The organism is Pseudomonas sp. PS02302 (genome assembly GCF_029959585.1).
GTDB classification, from domain to species: domain Bacteria; phylum Pseudomonadota; class Gammaproteobacteria; order Pseudomonadales; family Pseudomonadaceae; genus Chryseomonas; species Chryseomonas aestiva.
Genome location: NZ_JASCON010000025.1, coordinates 16,856 through 41,145 on the forward strand (window position 1 = coordinate 16,856; position 24,290 = coordinate 41,145).

The 24,290-nt window shown below is 67.1% G+C and carries 26 protein-coding genes; 18 read left to right on the top strand and 8 right to left on the bottom strand.

Annotation, left to right across the window (positions count from 1 at the left end; translation table 11 throughout):
- The first annotated feature begins 22 nt into the window (after nucleotides 1-22).
- A complete protein-coding gene (locus QMX82_RS10685; RefSeq protein WP_017641886.1) occupies nucleotides 23-379 on the top strand; it encodes a PilZ domain-containing protein in 357 nt (118 codons plus the stop codon).
- Nucleotides 380-434: 55 nt separating this feature from the next.
- Complete coding sequence (locus QMX82_RS10690) at nucleotides 435-1,217, top strand: TatD family hydrolase (protein ID WP_273861369.1); 783 nt, start codon at nucleotides 435-437, stop codon at nucleotides 1,215-1,217.
- A gap of 216 nt (nucleotides 1,218-1,433) precedes the next feature.
- Here the strand turns inward: QMX82_RS10690 and QMX82_RS10695 are convergent, their stop codons facing one another.
- Complete coding sequence (locus QMX82_RS10695) at nucleotides 1,434-2,564, bottom strand: aminotransferase class V-fold PLP-dependent enzyme (protein ID WP_158892633.1); 1,131 nt, start codon at nucleotides 2,562-2,564, stop codon at nucleotides 1,434-1,436.
- Between the two features lie 171 nt (nucleotides 2,565-2,735).
- Between QMX82_RS10695 and QMX82_RS10700 the strand changes: the two genes are divergently transcribed.
- From QMX82_RS10700 to QMX82_RS10715, 4 genes are all read left to right on the top strand, one after another.
- Nucleotides 2,736-3,377 carry a TetR/AcrR family transcriptional regulator gene (locus QMX82_RS10700; protein WP_007160588.1) on the top strand — a complete coding sequence of 214 codons (642 nt, stop codon included), beginning with the start codon at nucleotides 2,736-2,738 and terminating at the stop codon, nucleotides 3,375-3,377.
- Between the two features lie 65 nt (nucleotides 3,378-3,442).
- The gene (locus QMX82_RS10705; protein ID WP_208692175.1) at nucleotides 3,443-4,411 is read left to right on the top strand and encodes a GTP 3',8-cyclase MoaA; all 969 of its coding nucleotides are present in this window, start codon (nucleotides 3,443-3,445) and stop codon (nucleotides 4,409-4,411) included.
- A gap of 87 nt (nucleotides 4,412-4,498) precedes the next feature.
- Nucleotides 4,499-5,113, top strand: a complete 615-nt coding sequence (locus QMX82_RS10710; RefSeq protein WP_282283233.1) for a DUF4823 domain-containing protein — start codon at nucleotides 4,499-4,501, stop codon at nucleotides 5,111-5,113.
- 11 nt (nucleotides 5,114-5,124) lie between these two features.
- Nucleotides 5,125-5,685, top strand: a complete 561-nt coding sequence (locus QMX82_RS10715) for a DUF1285 domain-containing protein (RefSeq protein WP_282283235.1) — start codon at nucleotides 5,125-5,127, stop codon at nucleotides 5,683-5,685.
- A gap of 31 nt (nucleotides 5,686-5,716) precedes the next feature.
- Here the strand turns inward: QMX82_RS10715 and QMX82_RS10720 are convergent, their stop codons facing one another.
- Entirely contained in the window at nucleotides 5,717-7,366 is a 1,650-nt protein-coding gene (locus QMX82_RS10720) for an electron transfer flavoprotein-ubiquinone oxidoreductase (RefSeq protein ID WP_133862693.1), read from the bottom strand.
- A gap of 293 nt (nucleotides 7,367-7,659) precedes the next feature.
- On the opposite strand from QMX82_RS10720, the gene QMX82_RS10725 reads away from it, so the two are divergent.
- The 5 genes from QMX82_RS10725 to QMX82_RS10745 all read left to right on the top strand — a co-directional run bounded on the left by QMX82_RS10725 (nucleotide 7,660) and on the right by QMX82_RS10745 (nucleotide 12,841).
- Nucleotides 7,660-8,412 (top strand): electron transfer flavoprotein subunit beta/FixA family protein, encoded by a 753-nt coding sequence (locus QMX82_RS10725; protein WP_133862694.1) that lies wholly within the window; start codon nucleotides 7,660-7,662, stop codon nucleotides 8,410-8,412.
- On the top strand, nucleotides 8,412-9,341 hold the full coding sequence (locus tag QMX82_RS10730) for an electron transfer flavoprotein subunit alpha/FixB family protein (RefSeq protein WP_208692172.1): 930 nt from the start codon (nucleotides 8,412-8,414) through the stop codon (nucleotides 9,339-9,341). The genes QMX82_RS10725 and QMX82_RS10730 overlap by 1 nt, the downstream gene beginning before the upstream one ends.
- Before the next feature lie 205 nt (nucleotides 9,342-9,546).
- A complete protein-coding gene (locus QMX82_RS10735; RefSeq protein ID WP_282283242.1) occupies nucleotides 9,547-10,980 on the top strand; it encodes an aminotransferase-like domain-containing protein in 1,434 nt (477 codons plus the stop codon).
- Between the two features lie 107 nt (nucleotides 10,981-11,087).
- Nucleotides 11,088-11,618, top strand: a complete 531-nt coding sequence (locus QMX82_RS10740) for a hypothetical protein (RefSeq protein WP_282283244.1) — start codon at nucleotides 11,088-11,090, stop codon at nucleotides 11,616-11,618.
- Nucleotides 11,619-11,731: 113 nt separating this feature from the next.
- The gene (locus tag QMX82_RS10745) at nucleotides 11,732-12,841 is read left to right on the top strand and encodes a Gfo/Idh/MocA family protein (protein ID WP_282283246.1); all 1,110 of its coding nucleotides are present in this window, start codon (nucleotides 11,732-11,734) and stop codon (nucleotides 12,839-12,841) included.
- 61 nt (nucleotides 12,842-12,902) lie between these two features.
- On the opposite strand, the gene QMX82_RS10750 is transcribed toward QMX82_RS10745, so the two are convergent.
- On the bottom strand, nucleotides 12,903-13,070 hold the full coding sequence (locus QMX82_RS10750) for a DUF2897 family protein (RefSeq protein WP_017641898.1): 168 nt from the start codon (nucleotides 13,068-13,070) through the stop codon (nucleotides 12,903-12,905).
- 48 nt (nucleotides 13,071-13,118) lie between these two features.
- Nucleotides 13,119-13,574 (bottom strand): multidrug/biocide efflux PACE transporter, encoded by a 456-nt coding sequence (locus tag QMX82_RS10755; RefSeq protein ID WP_282283248.1) that lies wholly within the window; start codon nucleotides 13,572-13,574, stop codon nucleotides 13,119-13,121.
- An 82-nt stretch (nucleotides 13,575-13,656) separates the two neighbouring features.
- On the opposite strand from QMX82_RS10755, the gene QMX82_RS10760 reads away from it, so the two are divergent.
- The 5 genes from QMX82_RS10760 (at nucleotide 13,657) to QMX82_RS10780 (ending at nucleotide 19,301) form a co-directional block, all read left to right on the top strand.
- Entirely contained in the window at nucleotides 13,657-14,532 is an 876-nt protein-coding gene (locus tag QMX82_RS10760) for a LysR family transcriptional regulator (protein WP_282283250.1), read from the top strand.
- Between the two features lie 90 nt (nucleotides 14,533-14,622).
- Entirely contained in the window at nucleotides 14,623-15,321 is a 699-nt protein-coding gene (gene pyrF / locus QMX82_RS10765; protein WP_282283252.1) for an orotidine-5'-phosphate decarboxylase, read from the top strand.
- Nucleotides 15,322-15,424: 103 nt separating this feature from the next.
- The gene (locus tag QMX82_RS10770; RefSeq protein ID WP_007160574.1) at nucleotides 15,425-16,342 is read left to right on the top strand and encodes an AAA family ATPase; all 918 of its coding nucleotides are present in this window, start codon (nucleotides 15,425-15,427) and stop codon (nucleotides 16,340-16,342) included.
- Nucleotides 16,339-17,295, top strand: a complete 957-nt coding sequence (locus tag QMX82_RS10775; RefSeq protein ID WP_282283255.1) for a DUF58 domain-containing protein — start codon at nucleotides 16,339-16,341, stop codon at nucleotides 17,293-17,295. The genes QMX82_RS10770 and QMX82_RS10775 overlap by 4 nt, the downstream gene beginning before the upstream one ends.
- Nucleotides 17,292-19,301: a transglutaminase TgpA family protein gene (locus QMX82_RS10780; RefSeq protein WP_282283257.1), complete on the top strand. Its 2,010-nt coding sequence runs from the start codon at nucleotides 17,292-17,294 to the stop codon at nucleotides 19,299-19,301. The genes QMX82_RS10775 and QMX82_RS10780 overlap by 4 nt, the downstream gene beginning before the upstream one ends.
- On the opposite strand, the gene QMX82_RS10785 is transcribed toward QMX82_RS10780, so the two are convergent.
- The 3 genes from QMX82_RS10785 to QMX82_RS10795 all read right to left on the bottom strand — a co-directional run bounded on the left by QMX82_RS10785 (nucleotide 19,283) and on the right by QMX82_RS10795 (nucleotide 21,803).
- Nucleotides 19,283-19,489, bottom strand: coding sequence for a hypothetical protein (locus QMX82_RS10785; protein ID WP_282283259.1), 207 nt, complete (start codon nucleotides 19,487-19,489; stop codon nucleotides 19,283-19,285). The genes QMX82_RS10780 and QMX82_RS10785 overlap by 19 nt on opposite strands.
- Nucleotides 19,490-19,536: 47 nt before the next feature.
- The gene (locus tag QMX82_RS10790) at nucleotides 19,537-20,811 is read right to left on the bottom strand and encodes a methyl-accepting chemotaxis protein (RefSeq protein WP_282283261.1); all 1,275 of its coding nucleotides are present in this window, start codon (nucleotides 20,809-20,811) and stop codon (nucleotides 19,537-19,539) included.
- 161 nt (nucleotides 20,812-20,972) lie between these two features.
- Nucleotides 20,973-21,803, bottom strand: coding sequence for a TatD family hydrolase (locus tag QMX82_RS10795; RefSeq protein WP_282283263.1), 831 nt, complete (start codon nucleotides 21,801-21,803; stop codon nucleotides 20,973-20,975).
- A gap of 88 nt (nucleotides 21,804-21,891) precedes the next feature.
- On the opposite strand from QMX82_RS10795, the gene QMX82_RS10800 reads away from it, so the two are divergent.
- On the top strand, nucleotides 21,892-23,322 hold the full coding sequence (locus tag QMX82_RS10800; protein WP_282283265.1) for a transglycosylase SLT domain-containing protein: 1,431 nt from the start codon (nucleotides 21,892-21,894) through the stop codon (nucleotides 23,320-23,322).
- Nucleotides 23,323-23,475: 153 nt separating this feature from the next.
- Nucleotides 23,476-23,781, top strand: coding sequence for a hypothetical protein (locus QMX82_RS10805; RefSeq protein WP_282283267.1), 306 nt, complete (start codon nucleotides 23,476-23,478; stop codon nucleotides 23,779-23,781).
- Here the strand turns inward: QMX82_RS10805 and greB are convergent.
- The gene (gene greB / locus QMX82_RS10810; RefSeq protein WP_133862710.1) at nucleotides 23,778-24,287 is read right to left on the bottom strand and encodes a transcription elongation factor GreB; all 510 of its coding nucleotides are present in this window, start codon (nucleotides 24,285-24,287) and stop codon (nucleotides 23,778-23,780) included. The genes QMX82_RS10805 and greB overlap by 4 nt on opposite strands.
- Nucleotides 24,288-24,290 lie beyond the last annotated feature (3 nt).

A 24,290-nucleotide genomic window follows, 5' to 3' on the forward strand; every position in this document is an offset into this window, starting at 1 on the left:
TTGCCTGTCTCGAGAGAATCTCATGAGTTTGCCGCAGAACCTGGGTCCCCGTAATGGCATCCTGTCCCTCACCATCAAGGACAAGTCGGTGCTCTATGCCGCCTACATGCCCTTCATCCGCAACGGTGGCCTGTTCATTCCGACGGGCAAGACCTACAAGCTCGGCGACGAGGTCTTCATGCTGCTCAACCTGATGGACGAGCCGGACAAGATCCCGGTCGCCGGCAAGGTGGTCTGGATCACCCCCAAGGGCGCCCAGGGCAATAGAGCCGCCGGGGTCGGCGTGCAGTTCAACGAAGGCGACAATACCGCGCGCAACAAGATCGAAACCTATCTGGCCGGCTCGCTGAAGTCGGACCGTCCCACCCATACGATGTGATGCCTGCGCCGTCCCGCTGGGACGGGGCGTCGCTGCTGATTCAAGGCTATTTCTCGTGCACTTCGTCGACTCCCACTGTCACCTGGATCGACTCGATCTATCCCTTCACGACGGTTCCCTGGACGCAGCGCTGGATGCCGCGCGCGCCCGGGGCGTCAGCCAGTTCCTCTGCATCGGCGTCGATGCCGGCAACGCCCCCACGGTGCAGGCCCTGGCCGAACGCTATGCCGACGTCCACTGCGCTGTGGGCATCCACCCGCTGGATGCGGCCCAGGGCAGTGCCATCGATCTCGACTGGCTGCTGGCGCGGCTGGCCCATCCCCGCGTCGCCGCCATCGGCGAGACCGGGCTGGACTATCACTATCAGCCGGACACCGCCGAGATCCAGCAGCGGTCCTTCGCCCTGCACCTGGAGGCGGCCCGCCGCACGGCACTGCCGCTGGTGATCCATACCCGCGAAGCGCGGGCCGACACCCTGGCCATGCTGGGCGCCGCCGACCTGCCAGGCGCCGGGGTGCTGCACTGCTTCACCGAGGATTGGGCGACGGCCAAGGCGGCGCTGGACCTGGGCTTCTACATTTCCTTTTCCGGCATCCTGACCTTCCGCAATGCCGCCGACCTGCGCGACGTCGCGCGCCAGGTGCCGGCCGATCGCCTGCTGGTGGAAACCGATTCGCCCTATCTGGCGCCGGTGCCCCACCGCGGCAAGGCCAATCTGCCGCAATTCGTGGTCGAGGTCGCCCAGTGCCTGGCCGACGTGCGAGGCGTCAGTCTGGAGACCCTCGCCGAGCAGACCACGGCCAACTTCCGGCGGCTGTTCCCACGCGCCACCCTCTAGGCAAAAAAATGGCCCGGGTATCCAGGGATACCCGGGCCGGACCAGCGGTTCGCCTGGACGGAGAGCCGCCTCCCTGGCCCGCGCCGCGGGGGTCGACGCGGCCAGTCACTTGAGTATTGGTCAGCGCGGAGAAAGGTCCAGTCGGGATTGGACGTTTTTTAAACAGTTTTGGAATAGCGCTGCCCCGACACTGGCTATCCCGGGCCTTTCAGGCCATCAGAAGCGCGCCAGCGCCCCGACCAGATCCAGCGTCTGTTCCAGTACGTGCTCGCTGGTATAGAAGTGTGGCGACAGGCGGATGCCCGGGCCTCGCTGGGCGCAGACCACGTCGGCGGTCTTGAGGCGTTCGAACAGTTGACGGTTGTCCCAGCCCTCGAGCGAGAAGGTGAGGATGCCCGAGCGCCGCTCGACGTTGGCCGGCGAATGCAGGACGGCACCGGGCAGGCGGCGGATATGGCTGTCGAGCAGCTCGATCCGCGCCAGCAGGTCCTTGCCCACCTGTTCCATGCCGGCATCCTCCAGCAGCGACAGACTCGCTTCCAGGGCCACTGCCCCAAGCATGTTGGGGCTGCCGCACTCGAAGCGCATCGCCGTCCTGGCCGGTTGCCATTCGCGCTGGCTGTAGTCGCCGGCGTTGTCCAGCATGTGCCAGCCATACTCGTGCAGCTTCAGTTGCTCGCGCAGATCGGCGCGGCAATAGAAGACCCCCAGGCCTTCCGGGCCGAGCATCCACTTGTGACCGTCGGCCATGGCGAAGGCGCAGTTGCAGGCCTGGGCATCGAAGGGCAGGGCGCCCAGTTGCTGGATGGCGTCGACGCACAGCAGCACGCCCTTGGCGTCGCAGCCCTGGCCCAGTTGGGGCAGGTCCAGGCGCAGGCCGCTGGCGTATTGCACGGCGCTGATGGCCATGAGTCGGGTGCGCGGGCCGCAGGCGGCCAGCAGATTGGCCTCGGGGGTGTCACCCAGGCTGACTTCCACCACCTCGACGCCAAAGCGGGCCAGGGCTTCCCAGACCACCCGGTTGGAGGGGAACTCCTCGTCGCTGATCACCACCTGGTCGCCGCTCTGCCAATCCAGGCCGAAGGCGACGAAGGAGAGCGCTTCCGAGGTGTTCTTCACCAGGGCGATGTCGCTGCTGGACGGCGCATTGAGCAGGCGGGTGAGGCGATCGCGCAGGCGCTGTTCCATTACCAGCCAGGTCGGATAGTTGCGCGCACCGTACTGGCAGTTTTCGGCGGCGAATTCGGTGACGGCCTGCGCGGCGCGCTTGGGCCACGGGGCCACGGCCGCGTGGTTGAGGTATCTCATGGCGTAGGCCTGAGGGAATTCGTGCTTCCAGGAAGACATTGACTCGATCCGTACAATCTGGGTGTGATGGGGCATAATAAGGGGCGCGCCCGCGCGGTTCACCGATGCTTTCGGTGCAGCTCGCCCAAGGTGTGACGAAGTGCCGGTATGCCGAGGGGTGACTGGCGATTCGAAGGCCCTATCCCTTTTCAAAACAACAAGTGGGCTGCCATGCAGAAAGAATCCCGCAAAGTCCGCGAGTTCCGTCGCCGCGAACAGGAAATCCTCGATACCGCCCTGCAGCTGTTTCTCTCCGAAGGAGAAGACAGCGTCACCGTCGAGATGATCGCCGAGGCGGTCGGTATCGGCAAAGGCACCATCTACAAGCACTTCAATTCCAAGGCCGAGATCTATCTGCGCCTGATGCTGGATTATGAGCGGGACCTGGCCGAGCTGTTCCAGTCGGACAACGTCGCCCGCGATCGCGAAGCGCTCTCCCGCGCCTATTTCGAATTCCGCATGAGCGATCCGCAGCGCTATCGCCTGTTCGATCGACTCGAGGAGAAGGTGGTCAAGACGCGTCAGGTGCCCGAACTGGTCGAGCAGCTGCACAGCATTCGCACCTCCAACTTCCAGCGGCTGACCAGCCTGATCGAAGGCCGGATCGACGAGGGCAAGCTCGAGGACGTGCCGCCCTATTTCCATTACTGCGCCGCCTGGGCGCTGGTGCATGGGGCCGTGGCCCTTTACCATTCACCGTTCTGGCGCGACGTGCTGGAGGATCAGGAAGGTTTCTTCCAGTTCCTCATGGAGATCGGCGTGCGCATGGGCAACCGCCGCAAGCGAGACGTCGAAACGCCTGTCCGATCCTAGGGTCCGATAGAGGCAAGGGATGCCGCGCCATCCCTTTTCTCTTGTCCCACTGGAGTACCCCCAAGATGATCGTTGACCGCCAGGGTAGGGCGTTTCGCAACTTGCGGATCAGCCTCACGGCGGCCTGCAACTATGCCTGTACGTACTGCGTGCCCAATGGCAAGCGGCTCGTGGCGGCGCAGGACGAACTCGGTGCCGAAACCATGGCCCGGGGCGTGGAATACCTCATCGATGCCGCCGGTATCGAACGGCTGCGCATCACCGGGGGCGAACCCCTGGTCACGCCGCGGCTGGAACCCTTTCTCGCCCGTGTCTCCCAGCTCGGCCTCAAGGACATCAGCCTGACCACCAATGGTCAACTGCTGCCACGCAAGCTGGATTTTCTCATCGACCACGGTATCCGTCGCCTTAACGTCTCCCTCGACACCCTCGATGCCGAAGCCTTTCCGCGTCTGGCGCGGGGGGGCGATCTGGCCACGGTGCTGGCCGGACTGGAAGCGGCCCGGGCCGCCGGTCTCAAGATCAAGCTGAACATGGTGCCCCTGCGCGGCCAGAATCTCGACCAGGTGCTGCCGCTGCTGGAGTACTGCCTGGAGCGGGGCTTCGAGCTGAGATTCATCGAGCTGATGCGCATGGGGCACCTGGCCAAGAATCCCGCGACCTTCAACAACCAGCTGGTGCCCCTGGCCGAATTGCTGGAGATCATAGGTTCGCGTCATGCCTATGTGCAGGCCGATGCGCCGGTGGATTCCACGGCGCTGCGCTATCGCGTCGAGTCGGGCGGCCACTTCGGTGTCATCGCCAACGAAAGCGTGCCCTTCTGCCGGACCTGCTCGCGACTGCGCCTGTCGTCCACTGGCTGGCTGCATGGCTGTCTGTCGTCGAGCAACCGCCACTATGTCGGCGATCTGCTGGACAAGCCGCGTCACCTGGCATTGCCAGCGCTGCAGCGGCTGCTGGTCAAGGCCCTGGGCGACAAGCAGGAGGTGGCCTTCTCGGGGGGCGTGACCGTCATGAAGATCATCGGCGGCTGATCTAGCAGCTGCGCCTCGAACTGGCGCGAAAGCTGCTAAGGCCCCTGTATCGACGACAACTTGGCGCCGGACAGGGGTCTGCTCTTCATGGTCAAACTGCGTTTTCTCTTCATTTCCGTGCTGCTGGCCTGCCTGGGTGGCTGCATGAACGTCAGCGACATGGCGTCCGGTGTCGAGTACCACCTGCGCGACGCGGGGCTGCTCGACTACAGCAAGACCCAGCGGCTGAACAACTTTCGGCTGCAGGCCGACTCCTACATCTACATAGCCCAGGGTGCCTTCGTGCCCGTGGGCCATCCCTATGCTCGGCCGAACGTGGTGGCGGAGGAGGCGTTCAAGGGCTTCGTGGAGTATTTCCCCCGGGTGCGCCGTGCGGATAAGCCAGAGGGCTTCGACGAGGCTATGGCCAAGGCTCGTCAACTCGGGGCCCACTATGTGCTCTATACCCGCTTCGCCGGCGCGGACGATCGCATCGGTACCTGGGAAGAGTGGGAAGACCAGGACGACATGGGCCGGGTCGGCCGCGATCGTAGCGTCGTGCAGATGATGCTGGTGGAGACCGCTACCTTCCGCCTGGTGGACACAGCGCGGATCCGCAGTCGTGGCGGCTTCCTGACGTTCTATGACGAGCGCCCGGAAGACCTGCTCGGGCCGGCGCTCAATGAATATGCCCAACGCCTACTCGGTTTGGGCTCCCGATAGAGGAGAAGGGCGTGACCCAGGTTGACGTGACGCGGAATCTGCTGGCGCAGCTGCCAGCCGCCGAGGACGGCAAGCTGCCGCCCGTGGAGCTCTGGCACCCGCCGTTCTGCGGCGACATCGACATGCGCATCGCCCGGGACGGTACCTGGTATCACCAGGGCACGCCCATCACCCGCCCGGCCATGGTCCGGCTGTTCTCCACCATCCTGAGGCGCGATCCCGAGCGCTATGTACTGGTGACGCCGGTGGAGTGCGTGGGCATCCAGGTCGAGGATGTGCCCTTTCTGGCGGTGGATGTCGAATGGAGTGGCAGCGGCAGGGAGCAGGCCCTGGATTTCCTCACCAACGTCGGGGATCGAGTCGCCGCCGGCGCCGAGCACCCGCTGCGATTCGAAGAACAGGATGACCAGCCTGCACCTTATGTCCAGGTGCGCGGCGGTCTGGAGGCGCGGCTCAATCGGGCGGTGTTCTATCGGCTGATGGAGAGGGTCGAGGAGAGCACCCACGAGGGCCGCTCCTGGCTCGGCCTCTGGAGTCGCGGCAGCTTCTTTCCCGTCGCGCCCGCTGGATAGCGAAAGGGCCCCGCAGGGCCCTTTTTTACGCTTACATGTTGGGGTAGTTGGGACCCCCGCTGCCTTCCGGCGCTACCCAGGTGATGTTCTGCGCCGGGTCCTTGATGTCGCAGGTCTTGCAGTGGACGCAGTTCTGCGCATTGATCTGGAAGCGCGGCTCGCCGCCATCGCGGACCACCTCGTAGACCCCGGCCGGGCAGTAGCGCTGGGCAGGTTCGTCATACAGCGGCAGATTCTGCGCGATGGGAATCGAGGGATCCCTGAGCTTGAGGTGAACCGGCTGGTCTTCCTCGTGGTTGGTGTTGGAGAGGAACACCGAGGACAGCTTGTCGAAGCTCAGCTTGCCATCCGGCTTGGGATAGCTGATGCGCGGGGCCTCGTCGGCCTTCTTCAGGCAGGTGTGGTCCATGCGCCGATCGTGCAGGGTGAAGGGCAGGGCGCCCCCCAGCAGATTGTGCTCGACGAAGGCGAAGGCCGGGCCCAGTAGCGGACCGAACTTGTGCATGGCCGGACCGAAGTTGCGGCTGGCGTGCAGTTCTTCCTGCACCCAGCTGCCCTTGAAGCCGTCGACGTAACCCTGGAGTTCGTCGCCTTCGCGACCGGCTGCCAGAGCGGCGACGATGGCGTCGGCGGCGAGCATGCCGGACTTCATGGCGGTGTGGCTGCCCTTGATCTTGGCCGGGTTGAGGGTGCCCAGGTCGCAGCCGATCAGGGCGCCACCGGGGAAGACCATCTTCGGCAGGGAATTTAGGCCACCCTTGACCAGGGCGCGGGCACCGTAGGAGACGCGCTTGCCGCCTTCCAGGTATTGCGCGACCACCGGATGATGCTTGTAGCGCTGGAATTCGTCATAGGGCGAGAGGTGCGGATTGCTGTAGGCCAGGTCGACGATCAGACCGACCACCACCTGGTTGTCTTCCAGGTGATAGAGGAAGGAACCGCCCGGGTTCTCCTTGTCCAGCGGCCAGCCGGAAGTGTGGATCACCAGACCCTGCTCGTGCTTGGCCGGATCGATCTCCCACAGCTCCTTGATGCCGATGCCGTAGTGCTGCGGATCGGCGCCTTCGCCAAGCTTGAATCTCTGGCCCAGCTGCTTGCCCAGATGGCCCCGGCAGCCTTCGGCGAACAGGGTGTACTTGCCGCGCAGTTCCATGCCGGGGGTGTAGACCCCCTCCTTGGGCTGGCCTTCGCGATCCACGCCCAGGTCGCCGGTGATGATGCCGCGCACCACGCCCTGCTCATCGATCAGCGGCTCCTGGGCGGCGAAGCCCGGATAGATCTCCACGCCCAGGGCTTCGGCCTGCTGGCCGAGCCAGCGGCAGAGATTGCCCAGGGAGATGATGTAGTTGCCCTCGTTGTGCATGGGCTTGGGCACGAAGAAATTCGGCACCTTGGTCGCCTGGCGATCATCCTTGAGCAGGTAGATGTCGTCGCGCTTGACCGGGGTGTTCAGGGGCGCGCCGAGTTCCTTCCAGTTGGGAAAGAGCTCGTCCAGGGCGCGGGGTTCGAAGACCGCGCCGGAGAGAATGTGGGCACCGACCTCGGAGCCTTTCTCGACCACGCAGACACTGATCTCCTGGCCGTTTTCGGCCGCCTGCTGCTTGAGGCGACAGGCCGCGGACAGGCCCGCGGGGCCGGCCCCGACGATCACCACGTCGAATTCCATGTATTCGCGTTCCACGGCTCACTCTCCTCAGGCAAAACTCACGATCTGGTTATTTATATAGGGGTGCAACAAAAGACTTCATTATATCCGGCGTGCTCCCTGGCACCCATTCAAACGTTTGTTTAAATTTTCTGCAAGCCTGTTAGACTCGGGAGTTACTGGCCCCTGACGGACTGTCGCGTTGACCCCTGCTGCCGTGGAGGTCAACATAAGAAGGATTTGCAACAAGGTGTGGGCCGACAGGGGTCGTGTCCAACGCAAGGCCGCCTTGGCGTCCTGTTTATTCACCAGAATAAATCGAGGGATTCATGAAGGTTCTCGTAGCTGTCAAACGCGTGGTGGACTACAACGTCAAGGTCCGCGTCAAGGCCGACCAGACCGGTGTCGACCTGGCCAACGTCAAGATGTCCATGAACCCCTTCTGCGAGATCGCCGTGGAAGAAGCGGTGCGCCTGAAGGAAAAGGGTATCGCCAGCGAGATCGTGGTCGTGACCGCGGGTCCCGCCCAGGCGCAGGAACAACTGCGTACCGCCCTGGCATTGGGCGCCGATCGCGCCGTGCTGATCGACACCGGTACCGCCGAGCTGTCGTCGCTGACCACCGCCAAGCTGCTCAAGGCCGTGGTGGACAAGGAGCAGCCGCAGCTGGTGATCCTTGGCAAGCAGGCCATCGACAGCGACAACAACCAGACCGGCCAGATGCTGGCCGCTCTGACCGGCTTCGCCCAGGGCACCTTCGCCTCCAAGGTGGAGCAGGCCGCTGACGGCCTCAACGTGACCCGCGAGATCGATGGCGGGCTGCAGACCGTGGCGCTCAAGCTGCCGGCGGTGGTGACCACCGACCTGCGCCTGAACGAGCCGCGCTACGCCTCGCTGCCCAACATCATGAAGGCCAAGAAGAAGCCGCTGGAAACCCTGACCCCGGACGCCCTGGGCGTGGCGGTGAAAGCCTCCTACGAGGTGGTCAAGGTGGAAGCCCCGGCGGGTCGTCAGGCGGGCATCAAGGTCAAGTCCGTGGCCGAGCTGGTCGAAAAACTCAAGAACGAAGCTAAGGTGATCTGATGGCCATTCTCGTCATTGCCGACCACGACAACGCCAACCTCTTCGGCGCTACCCTGAACACCGTTGCCGCGGCCCAGGCCATCGGCGGCGACATCCATGTGCTGGTCGCCGGGCAGAATGCCCAGCCGGTCGCCGACGCCGCCGCCAAGCTCGCCGGCGTCGGCAAGGTGCTGCTGGCCGACAACGCCGCCTATGCTCACCAGCTGCCGGAAAACGTCGCGCCGCTGGTGGTCGAGCTGGCTGCCAACTACAGCCACGTACTGGCCGCTGCCAGCACCAATGGCAAGAACTTCCTGCCGCGCGTCGCCGCGCTGCTGGACGTCGACCAGATCTCCGAGATCATCGCCGTCGAATCCGCCGACACCTTCAAGCGGCCGATCTATGCCGGCAACGCCATCGCCACCGTGCGCTCCACGGCGCCGGTCAAGGTGATCACCGTGCGCGCCACCGGTTTCGATCCGGTCGCCGCCGAGGGCGGTTCCGCCGCCGTCGAAGCCGTGAGCCTGGTCAAGGATGCCGGCATCTCCAGCTTCGTCGGCGAAGAGCTGGCCAAGTCCGACCGTCCCGAGCTGGGCGCCGCCAAGGTGGTGGTCTCCGGTGGTCGCGGTCTGCAGAACGGTGACAACTTCAAGATCCTCTACGCCCTGGCCGACAAGCTGGGCGCGGCGGTGGGCGCCTCGCGCGCCGCGGTGGACGCCGGCTTCGTGCCCAACGACATGCAGGTCGGCCAGACCGGCAAGATCGTCGCGCCGCAGCTGTACATCGCCGTCGGCATCTCCGGGGCCATCCAGCACCTGGCGGGCATGAAGGATTCCAAGGTGATCGTCGCCATCAACAAGGACGAGGAGGCGCCGATCTTCCAGGTGGCCGACTACGGCCTGGTGGGTGACCTGTTCGAATTGATCCCCGAGCTGGAAAAGGCCATCTGAGGCCCACCCCGGTGCAAGAGCCCGCCCTTTGGCGGGCTTTTTCATGGGCGCGGCAAGGCCTCTGGCGTCAAGGAGGGGTGCGCCAGTTCCTTGTCGTTTTTGGACATTGCCGCCCCGGGAAGGGAAGGGTTAAGGTCAGGCCTAGCTGTACCGGTATACCTTCAGGGTAGCCTGCTACTGTTCCGCTTTCGTCCAGGAAGACGCCATGACCAATCTGTTGCTCTATCAGCGCATCGCCCAGCAACTGGCGAACGACATCCGCACGGGGGTCTACAAACCCGGCGAACGGGTGCCTTCGGTGCGCAAGCTGAGCCAGCAGTTGGGCGTCAGCCATGCCAGCGTGCTGCAGGCCTATGCCACCCTGGAAGACCAGGGACTGATCCGGGCCCGGCCGCAATCGGGCTTCTATGTGCACCAGACCCCGGCGCTGACCGCGCCGACGCCGGACATCGCCACGGTGGAGCGGCCCAGCCTGGTGACCCGCGCCGGCATCATCAACCAGGTGCTGGCGGAATCGCGGCGGGAAGGCGTGGTGCCCCTCGGCATGGCGGTCCCCCAGCCCGACTACCTGCCCTTGCGGGCCCTGCACCAGCAGCTGTCCAAGGTGACCCGTTTCCAGGCTCGCGCGGCCTTTTCCTATCTGCACAGTCCGGGCTACGAGCCCCTGCGCCGCCAGGTGGCCATCCGCCTGCGCGATGCGGGGGTGGTGGTGGGTCCGGAAGAGGTGGTGATCACCCATGGCTGCGTGGATGCGCTGCAGATGTCGCTGCGGGTGCTGACCAAGCCGGGCGACCTGATCGCCACCGAGTCGCCGTCCTACTACGGGCTGCTGCAGCTGGCCGAGGTGCTGGGCCTCAAGGTGATCGAGATCCCCTGCGATCCCGAGACCGGACTCAGCGTGGAGGCGCTGCAGCTGGCCGCGAGCCAGTGGCCGGTCAAGGCCCTGGTGGTGGCCGCGCGGCTGAGCAATCCCCTGGGGGGCAGCATGCCGGAGGCGCGGCAGAAGCAGCTGCTCAGACTGGCGGCGGAGCGCAACATCGCCATCGTCGAGGACGACATCTATGGCGAGCTGACCTACGACAGCGGCTCCAAGGCGCTCAAGGCGCTCGACAAGCAGGGTCGGGTCATCTACTGCTCAAGCTTTTCCAAGACCATTTCACCCGGTGTCCGCATCGGCTGGGTGGTGGCCGGGCCCTACCAGGAAGACATCTGCCGCCTGCAGACCTTTACCACCCATTCCGCCTGCAGCGTGACCCAGATGGGGGTCTCCGCCTATCTGGAGAACGGCGGCTATGACCGCCACCTGCGTGCCATCCGCCAGGAATACCGGCGCAACATGACCGCCTTCCAGCTGGCGATCCAGGAGCACTTTCCGGAAGGCACCCAGATGAGTCGACCCAATGGCGGCTTCATCCTCTGGGTCAGCCTGCCGATGCGGGTGGACACCCGCCTGCTGCACCAGCGCGCCCTGGATCAGGGGGTGAGCATCGCGCCGGGCATGATCTTCAGCAACACCGACCAGTTCAATCACTGCATCCGTCTCAATTGCGGTCTGCCCTGGGGGCGCGACGCTCAACGGGCGCTGATGATCCTCGGGCTGCTCGCCCGTCAGCTCTGCCAGGAAAGCCTGGCCGCCTAGCGGCACGCCTGGAACCCGCCACGGGGCAGCGGAGTCGGTTGTAGAGACTGACCCCTGTCGCACCTGGTGCCTCGCTCCGGGGGCGATATCCTGAGTGTGGTGAGCCTATGCGTGGATACCTGGCAACGACGGCGCTGGCCATGACCCTGCTGCTGGCAGGCTGCGATAACGAGTCACCGCCCGCCACGGCCAAGACGCCTCCGGCAGCGGCGCCAGCGCCAGAGGCGCCGAAGCCATCGGTGGCAACCGAGCCTCAGGGCAGCGCCGCCGATCTGCGCGCCTACCGCCTGGACCCGCTCCCGACCAGGGCCTTCGTGCTGCCTGCACCGCCACCCAAGAAACAGGACCTGGCCAGGAACAGCCAGCTCAAGAAGCCTGCCGTGCCCAAGCCGGCGCCGGCTGCCGCCCATCCGCTCGACCTCAGCGTGCCCGGTGAAGCGGCGGCGTCCCCGTCGGTGAACGCTCGCCGCCTGGGCGCAGGCAAGGCCGACAACAGCGTCGCCGAGGCGGGTCTGCTGCCGCAGCTGTTTCGCAAGGAAGGCGACCCCGGTCGTTTCGAACTGGGCGGTCGGGTGATCAGTCGGGATCGCAGCGACGACTTCGAAGGGGCGGAGGTCGAATTGCGCTTTCGGCGCTAGTCCGTGGCTGCCAGGTGGTCGGTGCTGAACACCGGCCCGGAACTTCATCGCCGCAACGCTTGCCGACAGTTCAGGTGGCGGACACAACGTCTGCCCGGATTCGGGAGCGTTCCATGCCCAGTGCGACAGGCAAGATTCGTTATGCAGTGGTAGGCGGTGGCTGGATTTCCCAGGGCGCCTTCATGCCCGGGGTCGGCCAGACCCGCAATTCCGAGATGACCGCCCTGGTCACCGGCGATCCCGTCAAGGCGCGGGATCTGGCCGCCAAGTACGGTCTCAAGAGCTATACCTACGAAGAATTCCCGGCGCTGCTGTCTTCCGGCGAGATCGATGCGATCTACCTGGCCACGCCCAATTTCCGCCATCTGGAATTCGCCGTACCGGCGCTGGACGCCGGCATTCACGTCCTGCTGGAAAAGCCCATGGCGATCAGCGAGGAAGAATGCCAGGCGATCAACGCGGCGGCTGCGCGCTCCGGAGCCAAGTTGATGATCGCCTATCGACTGCACTGCGAGCCGGGCACGGTGGAGATGATCGAGCGGGTGCGCAACGGCGAAATCGGCGATCCGCGCCTGTTCACCTCGACCTTCACCCAGCCGGTCGACACGGCCAATCACCGCGCCCAGAGCGGCTTCTGGGCCGGCCCCGTCACCGACATGGGGCCCTATCCACTCAACGCCGTGCGGGCGCTGTTTGGTGACGAGCCCATCGAAGTCAGTGCCGTCGGGGTGCAGACACCCGGGCGAGACATCACCACCTGGGATGCCGTGACCGTGACCTTGCGCTTTCCCGAGGAGCGGCTGGCGACGTTCTCCGTCAGCTTCAGCGGCCCCAACACCGAGCGCTTCCAGCTGGTGGGCCGCCAGGGCGCGATCGAGGCGTCGCCGTGCTTCGGTTTCGGCGAAGGCGTCGCCATCGGCTATCGCCTGACGGTGGATGGGGAGACAGAGGAGTTCAAGGCGCCGGTGGTGGATCACTTCGGCGGTGAGACGGCCTATTTCTCCGATTGCATCCTCGAGGATCGCCAGCCGGAGATGGACGGGGAGGAGGGCTGGCGCGACGTGCGCGTGCTGGCGGCCATCGAGCGCGCCCTACAGAGCGGTCAGCCGCAGTCCCTGGAGCCGCTACCCAAGCGCCAGGGACCGACCCGCGAGCAGGTGCGCAGTCTGGCACTGGCGGAGGTGCCGGAGTACGTCAACACCAAGGTCCCGCTGGAGTCCTGAGACCACGAAGCCCTGCCGCACGGGACGCGGCAGGGCTTCGTCTAAACAACCCGGGGCGCACTCAGCGGTCCTGGGCCTCCTTGGCATCCATCTCGGCATTGCGCTGCCGGATCTTGGATTTCTGTTCGTCGGTCAAGGGCACCTTGCGCGCCGTGTCCTTGAGCATGAGCAGGCTGCCGACCACCGAGCCGATGGCAACCAGCAGGATCAACCAGGCATACCAGGGCATCTTTCTTCTCCTTGAGTGGCTATACCGCTTCGACCACGGGAGAGGCCGTCAGTGCGCCCGGCAGCTCGCATTCGTGCGCCTGACCCAGGCGGCGTAACCCAGGTCGTAGAGCCAGTTGAACGCCAGGGTATAGGGCAGGAAGAACAGGATCAGTCCCAGGTCCAGCAGCAGCGCCTGCCAGAGACCGATGGACAGCCACCAGGCGGCCAGGGGCACCAGCACCACGATCAATCCCCCTTCGAAGCCGAGGGCGTGCAGCAGCCGGACACCCAGGCCACGGGTGAAGCCCAGGCGCTCCTGCAAGCGATCGAAGCCCAGGTTGAAGACCAGATTCCAGAGCATGGCGATGGCGGAAAAGGCGGCGGTGAGCAGGCCCATATGGCCCAGGGAACGATCCAGCAGCCAGGCCAGGGTCGGGGTGGCAAGCAGCACGGCGATGCCCTCGAAGAGCAGGGCGTGCAGCACGCGGGCACTGACGGGACGCTGGTTGAGCGAATTGGACATGAGACGACTCCACACTGGACAGGCCCTCAGTCTCATCGGCTAAGCTGGGGAGATCAAAATGGAATCCATAGGCTGAGCCGATATGTATCCTAATGCCGAAGCCCTCGAGGCCTTCGTCGAGGCGGCTGCTGCCGGCTCCTTCAGCGCGGCGGCTCGGGTGCTGGGCAAGCGGCAGTCCAGTATCAGCGAAAGCATCGCCCGGTTGGAGGACGATCTGGGGGTGCCGCTGTTCGATCGCCAGGGTCGCTACCCCGTGCTGACGGCGGCCGGCGAGCAACTGCTCGACCAGGCCCGCGCCGTGCTCTCGGCCCATGACCGCCTGGCCAATCGCGCCACTCAGCTGGCGGCCGGGGTGGAGCCACGCCTGACCCTGGTGATCTCCGATACCTACCAGCCCACCCGCTATGAGGCGCTGCTGGCCGAGCTGGACCAGCGCTATCCGGATCTGGAATTCGAATGCCTGATCGCCGAGGACGCCGATGTGCTCAGCCTGGTGCAGGGGCGCGCTGATCTCGGCTTGCTGGCGGGTCGGCCGCCTTATCCGGCGGACATCGAGGCCGCGACCCTGGATGGCCTGGTCACCTTTGGCCTGTATGTGGCTGCCGATCACCCGCTGGCGACACTGGAAAGGGTTACACCCGCCGACCTGGCGCCCTATCGCCTGCTGCGCCTGAGCACCGTGACCGAAGCCTCCCAGCAGGTCAGTCGCCTGCCGGACACCCGCGGTCGCTGCTGGTCGGCGCCCGACTATCTGCTGCTGCTGGACATGGCGGTGCAGGGGTTCGGCTGGGCCGAGCTGCCGCTGTGGCTGGTGGCGACCTTCGGCCAGGGACGGCTGGTGGAACTGGCCGTTCCCGGCTGGCCGCAGCGGGTGGCGGTGGACGTGGTCTGGTCGCGCCGGCGGCCGCTGGGTCCGGCGGGCAACTGGCTGCGCGAGCGATTGCTCAGGCCGAGTTGAAGGAGAAGAGCGCGGGCAGACCGCGGCCAAGTGCCGGCGCGGCGCTTTTCTGCGAAAATGCCGGCCTTTGCCGTTTTGCCGAGAGCTCTCATGTCCGCCTGCCAGTCTCCCATCATCGTCGCCCTGGATTTCCCTTCGTCGTCCGCCGCCCTGGCGCTGGCCGACCGCCTCGACCCCGCCACCTGCCGGGTCAAGGTCGGCAAGGAGCTGTTCACCGCCAGCGCCGCCGGGGTAGTGGAAGCCCTGCGCACGCGCGGCTTCGAAGTCTTCCTCGACCTGAAATTCCACGACATCCCCAACACCACCGCCATGGCGGTCAAGGCCGCGGCGGAGATGGGCGTCTGGATGGTCAATGTCCACTGCTCGGGCGGCCTGCGCATGATGACCGCCTGCCGCGAGACCCTGGAGGCCATGAGCGGTCCCAAGCCGCTGCTGATCGGTGTCACCGTGCTGACCAGCATGGCGCGCGAGGACCTGGCCGACATCGGCCTGGACGTGGATCCCCAGGAGCAGGTCCTGCGCCTGGCCGGTCTGGCCGCTCGCGCTGGCCTGGACGGGCTGGTCTGCTCGGCCCAGGAAGCCTCGGCGCTCAAGGCCGCGCAGCCGGCGCTGCAACTGGTCACCCCCGGCATCCGTCCGGCCGGCAGTGCCCTGGACGACCAGCGCCGCATCCTCACCCCGCGCGAAGCCCTGGATGCCGGCTCCGACTACCTGGTGATCGGCCGGCCCATCGCCCGCGCCGCCGATCCGGCCCGCGCCGTGGAAGAGATCCTCGCCACCCTGAAATAAGCGGTAAACCTCCGGGGCGGCGGTCGCCGGCAAAAGGTGCTGCTATTCTCGTTCTGCAGGCCGACTCCTTCTCGGGTCGGCGCAAGGCGAGAGACCTCAGGGCATGCACGATAGGTTGAACGCCTGTCTCAAGGCGGTAGACGGCGTTTTGTTGGGCAAGGAAACCCAGGTCAGGCTGGCGCTGGCCTGCCTGCTGGCGCGGGGTCACCTGCTGATCGAGGACCTGCCCGGGATGGGCAAGACCACCCTCAGCCATGCCCTGGCCAAGGTGCTGGGGCTGTCCTTCCAGCGCATCCAGTTCACCTCGGACCTGCTGCCCGGCGATATCCTCGGCACCTCGGTGTTCGATCGCGACAGCGGGCAGTTCGTCTTCCATCCCGGGCCGGTGTTCGCCGAGTTGCTGCTGGCCGACGAGATCAATCGCGCCACGCCCAAGAGCCAGAGCGCGTTGCTGGAAGCCATGGAGGAGGGGCAGGTGACCATCGAGGGCGCCACCCGGCCCTTGCCCGATCCCTTCTTTGTCATCGCCACCCAGAATCCCATCTCCCAGGGCGGCACCTTCGCCCTGCCGGAATCCCAGCTCGATCGCTTCCTGATGCGCCTGTCGCTCGGCTATCCCGGCCGCGCCGCCGAGCGGGCGCTGCTGCTCGGCGGTTCCGGACGCGAGCAGCTGCCGCGGCTGGAGCCCCTGCTGGATCACGCCCAGCTGCGGCTGATCCAGGCCGAGGTGCCGCGCATCCACGCCAGCGAGGCGGTGGTGGACTATGTGCTGCGCCTGGTGGAGGCCACCCGCACCCAGACCTCCTTCGCCCTCGGCCTGTCGCCACGCGGCAGCCTGGCGCTGCTGGCCGCGGCGCGGGCCTGGGCGCTGCTGGCGGGGCGCGACCACGTGCTGCCCGAGGACGTCCAGACGGTGCTGCCAGCGGTGGCCGGCCATCGCCTGCGCGACATCGCCGATCCTGCCGGGCACGGTGGCGGCGCCCTGGTGCAGTGGCTGCTGCGCGAAGTCCCGGCGCTGTGACCGGCGGCGCCTGGCAGCGCTATCGAGACGGCTGGCTGACACGGCGGATTCCGCCGGCCAATCGCATCACCCTCGATCAGCGACGCATCTTCATCCTGCCCACCCGCCAGGGCGGCGCCTTCGCCATCGCCCTGCTGCTGATGCTGCTGGCCGGCATCAACTACCAGAACAGCCTGGCCTATGGCCTGACCTTCCTGCTGTTTTCCCTGGCGCTGGTGGCCATGTTGCACACCTATCGCAACCTGGCCGGCCTGCAACTGGTCGGCGGCGGCACCAGCCCGGTGTTCGCCGGGGAGGTCGCCGGATTTCGCCTGCGCCTGGAGAGCAGTGGCCGCGCGCACCAGGGCATCGCCCTGGGCTGGCGTAACGAGCCGCTGGTGCTCAGCGACGTACCGGCGGAGGAGAGCGTCGCCCTGCAGATCTTTCACCCGGCGCCGAGCCGCGGCTGGCTGAGGCCCGGACGGCTGCGCGTGGAGAGCCGCTTTCCGCTCGGCCTGTTCGTCGCCTGGAGCTGGCTGGACCTGGACGTGCGCGCCCTGGTCTATCCGCAGCCCCTGGCGACCACGACGCCGCTGCGCAGCGGCCAGGATGCCGGCGGCGAGGAAGGCCAGCGCCAGGTGGGACAGGGCGCCGACGACTTCCAGGGTCTGCGGCCCTATCAGCCCGGCGATTCGCGCCGGCGGTTGGACTGGAAGGCCTTTTCCCGCGGGCAGGGCCTGCTGGTCAAGGACTTCACCGCCCTGGCCGGCAGCGAACTCTGGCTGGATTTCAGCGTACTCGATGGCGACACCGAGACCCGGCTGTCCTGGCTGTGTCAGGCGGTGCTGGACTGCAGCGCCCGCCAGCTGCGCTTCGGCCTACGCCTGCCCGCGGTGGAGCTGGCACCGGCCACCGGCGAGAGCCAGCGTGACGCGGCGCTGCAGGCCCTGGCCCTGTTCGGACGGCCGACATGAGCACCGCCGTGCCGCAACCCATTCCGCGCATCGCCCTGATCTGGCTGCTGGTGGCCCAGGCCCTGGTGATCCTGCCGCACCTCACCCATCTGCCGCCCTGGGTCGGCTTGCTCTGGGCCTTTTGCGCCGGCTGGCGGGTGCTGCTGTTCCGCATGCGGGTGCGGGCGCCGACGCGGATCGAGAAGGGCGGCCTGCTGCTCTTGACCATGGGCGGCATCTGGTTGTCGCGCGGCTCCTTCATCGGCCTGGACGCCGGTGCCGTGCTGCTGCTGGTGACCTTCGCCCTCAAGCTGATCGAGATGCACAGTCGCCGCGATGCCCTGGTGGTGATCTACCTGGGTTTCTTCGCGGTGGTGATCGCCTACCTGTTCGAGGACGGTCTGCTCGCCGCGCTCTACAGCCTGCTGCCGGTGACCGCGCTGGTGGCGGCGCTGATCGGTCTGCAGCAGAGCGCTCTGGCCAGTCGGCCGCTGGCGACGCTGAAGGTCGCCGGCACCCTGCTGCTGCAGGCGGTGCCCCTGATGCTGCTGCTGTTCCTGGTGTTTCCGCGCATCGGTCCGCTGTGGTCGCTGCCGCAACCGGGCGACCAGGCGCGCACCGGACTGGGCGACAGCATGGCACCCGGGGAGATCGCCCAGCTCTCGCAATCCGCGGAGCGGGTGTTCCGGGTCAGCTTCGCCGGTGACCGGCCCGCGCAGCGTGACCTCTACTGGCGGGCCACCACCTACGAGCGCTTCGATGGCGCGCGCTGGTCGGTGGATCCCGATACCGCCTGGAGTCCGGAACCGGCCTGGACGCCTGGCGGCGCCCGGCTGGACTATCAGGTGGTCATGGAGCCGAGCGGTCGGCCCTGGCTCTATGGCCTGGACGTGGCGCGCAGCGATCAGCGCGACGTGCGCCTGGCCAGCGACTTCCACCTGCAGCGCCGCCGCCCGGTGGACCAGGCGCTGCTCTACTGGGTGTCCAGCTGGCCGCAGGCCATCCGCGAGCCGGAGCGGCTGTCCGCCTCTAGCCAGCGCCGCGCGCTGCAGCTGCCCAGTGGCGGCGAACCGCGCACCCGTGCCTGGGTGGCCCAGCTCAAGACCCAGGCGTCGACGCCCGAGGCCCTGGCCCAGGCGATCCTCGCCTATTTCCGCCAGCAGCCCTTCGTCTACACCCTGCAGCCGCCCACGGCGAGCGTCGATGCCATCGACGCCTTTCTCTTCGACAACCGTCGCGGTTTCTGCGCCCATTATGCCGGCGCCATGACCTTTGCCCTGCGGGTGGCGGGCATCCCCGCGCGGGTGGTGGCGGGCTACCAGGGCGGTGAATTCAACGCGGCGGGTGGCTATCTGCTGGTGCAGCAATTCGATGCCCATGCCTGGGTGGAATACTGGCTGCCAGGGCGCGGCTGGATCAGCGTCGATCCCACCGCCCAGGTAGCGCCCGAGCGAATCGAGCGCGGCTTGCAGGAAGCCCTGGCGGCCCAGGGCGCGGCCAGCGAATTCCTCGCCGACAATCCCTTCGCCGCCAATCGCTATCGCAACCTGGCCTGGCTCAATGAACTGCGTCTGGGCTGGGACCGCGTCAACTATGGCTGGCAGCGCTGGGTGCTCAACTACCAGGAAGACACCCAGGGCGAATTGTTCAAGCGGCTGCTCGGCGAGGGCTCGCTGCAACGGCTGGGGCTGCTGCTGGCAGTGGTGGTGCTGGGCGTTCTCGGGGTGATGGCGCTGCTGGTGCTCAAGCCCTGGCAGCGGACCCGCGATCCCCTGCTGACGCGCTTTGGCCAGTTCGAGCGCCTGCTGGCGCGCCAGGGGGTAAAGCGGCAAGGCGGCGAGCCTGCCGGCAGCTTCGCCGGGCGCGCCATGGCCGAATTGCCGGCGGCACGCGCGGCGATAATGGCGTTCTCCGCGGAATTCCAGGCACAGCGCTATGCCGGTCGACCCGCCGATCCGGCGGCGCTATCGAGGGCGCTGAAAGCCTTGAAACGCCAGCTGCGTGACCGTCAGACGCGCAAAGACTGAGGCACGGGGAGGGCGTCGGGTTCCTGCAGGGCAAAGGCCACCAGACAGACGACGGCCGCCAGGATCAGCGGTTGCGGATGCGGGTTGCCGAGCGCCTGGGCGATGCAGCCCAGACCCAGCAACAGCAGAGCGGCGGAAGTGAGGGTGGTGACCGAGCGCATGGTGGTTCTCCAAAAACGTGCGGGCATCTTGCCGCCTGTCGGGCAACCGCGCGAATGCGCTCTCGCTATGGAGGCTATAGGCGCAACTGGCGGATCGCCTGATTCAGGGTTCCTGCGAGGGCGGCCAGTTCGGTGCTGGTGCTGGCCGACTCCTGCGTCAGCAGCATGGTCCTTTCCGTGACATCGCGGATGCCTACAACCGACCTGCTCATCTCTTCTGCCACCTGGGCCTGCTGCTCCGCGGCCACGGCGATCTGGGTGTTGCTGTCGCGCATCAGGGTCACGGCGGCGGTGATGTCGGCCAGGGCCTGCCCGGCGGCGCCGGCCTGGACCACGCAGTCGTCGGCCTTGAGCGAGCTCTCGCGCATGAATTCCACGGCATCGCGGGTGCCGGCCTGGAGGCTGTCGACCATGCGCGTGATCTCGTCGGTGGAGCCTTGGACGCGCTTGGCCAGGTTGCGTACCTCGTCGGCCACCACGGCGAAGCCACGGCCGGCCTCGCCGGCGCGGGCCGCCTCGATGGCGGCGTTGAGCGCCAGCAGGTTGGTCTGCTCGGCGATGCCGTGGATGACGTTGACCACGCTGGTGATGCGCTCGCTGTTCTCGGCCAGCTCCTGGATCATCACCGCGGTCTGCTGCACGCCCTGGGAGAGGTCGGCGATGGATTGGCCGACGCGCTCCACCGCCTGCTGGCCGGCGCCGGCCAGGCGATCGGCTTCCTGGGACTGGTCGCGGGTGCCGGCGGCGTGCTCGGCGATCTGCTGCACGGTGGCGCTCATCTCGTTGATCGCGGTGGCCGCCTGGTCGGTCTCGTGCTGCTGATCGTGCATGCCGCCGCGAACGCCCTGCATGCCGCTGGCCAGGCGCCCGGCGCCTTCGTCCAGGCGCGAGGCGCTGGCGGCCACGGTACCGACGACGCGGGTGTAGCTGTCCTGCATGGCGTTGAAGGCCTGGGTCATCTGCCCGACCTCGTCACGCCCGCGCACCTCGACCCGGGCGGTGAGATCGCCGTCGCGCTCCACCCGCAGCATGGTGTCCTTGAGGCGTTGCAGATTGCCGAGGATGAAGCGGATCAGGAGCTGCGAGGCCACCAGCAGCACCAGCATCAACACACCCACGGCCAGGGCGTATTCCGGCGCCCGGGCGATAAAGATGTCGCCGAAGGTCGGGGCGCTCAGCCTGGCCGCCGCGTCGCCCACGGCGGCCTTGACCGCCTTGAGCTGCTCGGCGCGACCGGAGACTTCCAGCTGCATGGCGACCAGCACCAGCAAGAGGCTGGTGACGAAGGCGACGGCATTGACCGCCCAGAATTTGTACTTGAGGGAAATATCGCGCAGCCAGGCAAACATAAGGGGGCATCCAGTCGGCGGGGCCGCACAGCCTGGCAGGCCGGCGCGCCCCGGATCTTGACTGGCGTCAACGTCCTGCAGGGAGCAGGGTGACGCCGCGGAACAAGCCCTGAGGTTAACGGCCCCGGCCTGCGCGACTTTAGCGCAGCGGCGCTCCGCGCCTAGTCGTATTCCTCGACCCGCTCTGGCTCGGCGATCTCCGGCAGGTCGAAGAAGGCGCGGGTGGTGGCAGTGGTGTGCAGGGCGGTCTGCTCGGGCGTTTCGTTGCGCAGGCGCGCCACGGTGCGCAGGATCTCCGGCAGGAAGGCCGGCTCGTTGTGGCCATGGCGCGGCTTGGGTCTGAGGGTGCGTGGCAGCAGGTAGGGGGCATCGGTTTCCAGCATCAGTCGGCCGACCGGGATCTGCCCGACCAGTTCGTGCAGGTGCAGGCCACGGCGCTCGTCGCAGATCCAGCCGGTGATGCCCAGGTGCAGGTCGAGATCCAGGTAGCCGTAGAGCGCCTTGCGCTCGCCGGTGAAGCAGTGCACCACGGCGGCCGGCAGATGATCGCGATAGTCGCGCAGGATCGCCAGCATCCGCTCGCTGGCGTCGCGTTCGTGGAGAAACACCGGGCGGCGCAATTCGGCGGCCAGGGCCAGCTGTTCCTCGAAGCAGCGCTCCTGCTGCGGTCGCGGGGTGAAGTCGCGATTGAAGTCCAGGCCGCATTCGCCCAGGGCCCGCACCTTGGGCTGGCCGGCCAGGTCACGCAGGGTCCTGGCCGCGGCGGCGTTCCAGGTCGAGGCTTCGTGGGGATGGACGCCCGCGGTGCTGAACAGGGCTTCACCCGCATCCAGGCGCAGGCAGAGGTTGAGGGCGTTCTCGCTGTCTTCCAGGGTGGTACCGGTCAGCACCAGTTGCATCACACCGGCGGCCTGGGCCCGCTCGATCACCGCGTCCACCTCCTTGAGCAGACTGGGGTGGGTGAGGTTGACGCCGATGTCGATCAATTGCATGGTGCGGACCTTCTACAGACTTTGTTCGCTCATTCTATCCGTAGTCCGGGTGCTATCGGCGCTGTCCCGGCCAGGTCAGGAGTCCTGGATGCCGTTTCGATTCACCCTTGTCATCCTCGGCTGCCTGCTCGCCGGTTCCGCCCAGGCGCGGCTCGGCGCGCTGCCACCCGAAGCACCGCGGCATGTCGCGGCCCGCGACCTGACTGCCATCGAGCGTACCGGCGAGTTGCGCGTCCTGGTCAACCAGAGTCGCCACAGCTCCGGCGAATGGAACGGCCAGGCCCTGGGCATCGAGTATCGGCGCCTGCAGGCCTTCGCCCGCTACCTGCAGCACCAGCCCGGGGGCCGGCCGCTGCGCCTGGTCTTCGTGCCCAAGGCCAAGGACGACCTCCTGGCGGCGCTGCAAAGAGGCGAGGGCGATCTGGTGGCGCCGGGCGAAACCCTGCTGCCACCGCCGCATTCGGCGCTGATCGCCGCGTCGGTGGCGGCGCCCGCCAGCCTGGTGGTAGTGGGTGGACGCGGCCAGCGCCTGCCACGTCATCTGGAACAACTGGCCGGGCGCCGGGTGGTGCTACCCCAGGGCAGCGCCGCCGGCCCGGCCCTGGAACGGCTCAACGTCCAGCTGGAAAAGCGCAGATTGCGGCCGGTGCAGATCGAGTGGGCCGATCCGACCCTGGCGGTGGAAGACGTCCTGGAACTGACCCAGGCCGGCATCTATCCGCTCAGCGTCGTCGAAGCCGGCCTGGCCCATCGCTGGGCGCGGGTGCTGTCACGCCTGCGGGTCGCCGATCGGGTGGTGGTGGCCCATGACCAGCCGCAGCTCTGGTATCTGCGCGCGCCAGCGCACCGGCTGGCCGAACGGATACGGGCCTTCGCCCGGCAACCCCAGGCACGCGACGATGACCAGGCCTTTCGCCAGGCCTATGCGCGCCGCTACCAGGTGCGCGATCCGCTACAGGCCCATGACCGCAAGCGCCTGGCCCAGGTGCGACCGCTGCTGCAGCGCTACGCCAAGGCCTATGACTTCGACTGGCTGACCCTGGCCGCCATGGCCTACAAGGAATCCGGCCTCGATCCCCACGCCCGCGGTGCCGGCCGCGCCGCGGGGCTGCTGCAGATCACCCCGCGGGCGGCGCGCAGCGTCGGGGTGCGCAACCTGCATTCCGCCGAGGACAACGTCAAGGCCGCCACCCGCTATCTGGCGCGCCTGCGGCGGGAGTTCTTCTCCAGTCCGCGGCTTGCCGAGCGCGAGCGCCGCGCCTTTACCCTGGCGGCCTACAACCTGGGACCGGAGCGCGTCCAGGCGCTCAGGGCCAAGGCGCGCAAGCAGGGCCTGGACGGCGATCGCTGGTTCTTCCAGGTCGAGCGCATCGCCGCCGAGGAGGTGGGTATCGGGGTGGTCAACTACGTCGCCAGCGTCAACAAGTACCGGGTGGCCTTCAGTCGTGAACGGGCGCGCCTGGAGGCACCGGCCGTGGCGGCGACGAGCCCCAGGGCGATCCGCCGCGAAGACGGCTGAAGCCCGCTTGACAGGGCAGTCGGGCCCTCCCTAGGATGATCCTGCGCCGATTTAAACAGCAACTTGCGGGGCGCTTACAAATACCGCTAAAGCGCTGGACGGAACAGGCCTCGTACTACCGCCCAGCTGGATCCACGAGGCGGAATTTCGTCCATGCTACCGCTCCCGCTACGCCTTACCCCCCTGACCCAGGGCAAGCTTGCCTGTCATCCCGCCATCCTGCTCGGCGGTCCCGACCAGCCCACCTTGCTGCGCTATCTCGAAGGCTGGCCGAGGCGCTGGCCCCACAGCCGCACACTGCAGATCCGCTTCGCCGAGCGCGCCGAACAGTTGCTTGGCTTTGCCGACGACAGCTTCGACTTCGCCGTGGTGCAGTCGCCCGGCCAGGCCGGTCTCGCACCCCTGGTGCGGGAATTGACCCGGGTGGCGCGGCAGGGCGTGATCACCCGCCGGCGCTAGCCCGCTTCTTCCGGATAGGCGATCTCGACGATGTACCAGCGCTGTTCGCCAGCCGGCGTCTGCAGGCGGACTTCCGCGTCCAGCGCCTTGCCGACCAGCGCCCGCGCCAGGGGCGAGTCGATGCTGATGAGGTTCTGCCGGAGGTCCAGCTCGTCCGGGCCGACGATGCGATAGCGCTTCTCGGCGCCGTCATCGTCTTCCAGGGTGACCCAGGCGCCGAAATAGACCTTGCCCGGATCCGCCGGGCGCTCGCGGATCACCTTGAGATTCTCCAGCCGCTTGCGCAGGAAGCGCACTCGGCTGTCGATCTCGCGCAGCATCTTCTTGCCATAGATGTACTCGGCGTTCTCCGAGCGATCGCCCAGGGCGGCCGCCTCACTCACCGCCTGGGTGACCTGGGGCCGGCGCACGTTCCACAGCTCGTGGAGTTCGGCGCGCAGCCGGGCTTCGCCGGCGGCGGTGATCAGGGGCGTGCCGGCGGTGCGCGGCGGACGGTAGCGACTCATGGA

Excerpts from the sequence above, each read along its gene's own strand:
- QMX82_RS10685 (WP_017641886.1), top strand. The coding sequence starts at position 23 with ATGAGTTTGCCGCAGAACCTGGGTCCCCGTAATGGCATCCTGTCCCTC.
- QMX82_RS10695 (WP_158892633.1), bottom strand. The coding sequence starts at position 2,564 with ATGTCTTCCTGGAAGCACGAATTCCCTCAGGCCTACGCCATGAGATAC.
- QMX82_RS10700 (WP_007160588.1), top strand. The coding sequence starts at position 2,736 with ATGCAGAAAGAATCCCGCAAAGTCCGCGAGTTCCGTCGCCGCGAACAG.
- QMX82_RS10705 (WP_208692175.1), top strand. The coding sequence starts at position 3,443 with ATGATCGTTGACCGCCAGGGTAGGGCGTTTCGCAACTTGCGGATCAGC.
- QMX82_RS10710 (WP_282283233.1), top strand. The coding sequence starts at position 4,499 with ATGGTCAAACTGCGTTTTCTCTTCATTTCCGTGCTGCTGGCCTGCCTG.
- QMX82_RS10725 (WP_133862694.1), top strand. The coding sequence starts at position 7,660 with ATGAAGGTTCTCGTAGCTGTCAAACGCGTGGTGGACTACAACGTCAAG.
- QMX82_RS10730 (WP_208692172.1), top strand. The coding sequence starts at position 8,412 with ATGGCCATTCTCGTCATTGCCGACCACGACAACGCCAACCTCTTCGGC.
- QMX82_RS10735 (WP_282283242.1), top strand. The coding sequence starts at position 9,547 with ATGACCAATCTGTTGCTCTATCAGCGCATCGCCCAGCAACTGGCGAAC.
- QMX82_RS10740 (WP_282283244.1), top strand. The coding sequence starts at position 11,088 with ATGCGTGGATACCTGGCAACGACGGCGCTGGCCATGACCCTGCTGCTG.
- QMX82_RS10745 (WP_282283246.1), top strand. The coding sequence starts at position 11,732 with ATGCCCAGTGCGACAGGCAAGATTCGTTATGCAGTGGTAGGCGGTGGC.
- QMX82_RS10750 (WP_017641898.1), bottom strand. The coding sequence starts at position 13,070 with ATGCCCTGGTATGCCTGGTTGATCCTGCTGGTTGCCATCGGCTCGGTG.
- QMX82_RS10755 (WP_282283248.1), bottom strand. The coding sequence starts at position 13,574 with ATGTCCAATTCGCTCAACCAGCGTCCCGTCAGTGCCCGCGTGCTGCAC.
- QMX82_RS10760 (WP_282283250.1), top strand. The coding sequence starts at position 13,657 with ATGTATCCTAATGCCGAAGCCCTCGAGGCCTTCGTCGAGGCGGCTGCT.
- pyrF (WP_282283252.1), top strand. The coding sequence starts at position 14,623 with ATGTCCGCCTGCCAGTCTCCCATCATCGTCGCCCTGGATTTCCCTTCG.
- QMX82_RS10770 (WP_007160574.1), top strand. The coding sequence starts at position 15,425 with ATGCACGATAGGTTGAACGCCTGTCTCAAGGCGGTAGACGGCGTTTTG.
- QMX82_RS10780 (WP_282283257.1), top strand. The coding sequence starts at position 17,292 with ATGAGCACCGCCGTGCCGCAACCCATTCCGCGCATCGCCCTGATCTGG.
- QMX82_RS10785 (WP_282283259.1), bottom strand. The coding sequence starts at position 19,489 with ATGCCCGCACGTTTTTGGAGAACCACCATGCGCTCGGTCACCACCCTC.
- QMX82_RS10790 (WP_282283261.1), bottom strand. The coding sequence starts at position 20,811 with ATGTTTGCCTGGCTGCGCGATATTTCCCTCAAGTACAAATTCTGGGCG.
- QMX82_RS10795 (WP_282283263.1), bottom strand. The coding sequence starts at position 21,803 with ATGCAATTGATCGACATCGGCGTCAACCTCACCCACCCCAGTCTGCTC.
- QMX82_RS10800 (WP_282283265.1), top strand. The coding sequence starts at position 21,892 with ATGCCGTTTCGATTCACCCTTGTCATCCTCGGCTGCCTGCTCGCCGGT.
- QMX82_RS10805 (WP_282283267.1), top strand. The coding sequence starts at position 23,476 with ATGCTACCGCTCCCGCTACGCCTTACCCCCCTGACCCAGGGCAAGCTT.
- greB (WP_133862710.1), bottom strand. The coding sequence starts at position 24,287 with ATGAGTCGCTACCGTCCGCCGCGCACCGCCGGCACGCCCCTGATCACC.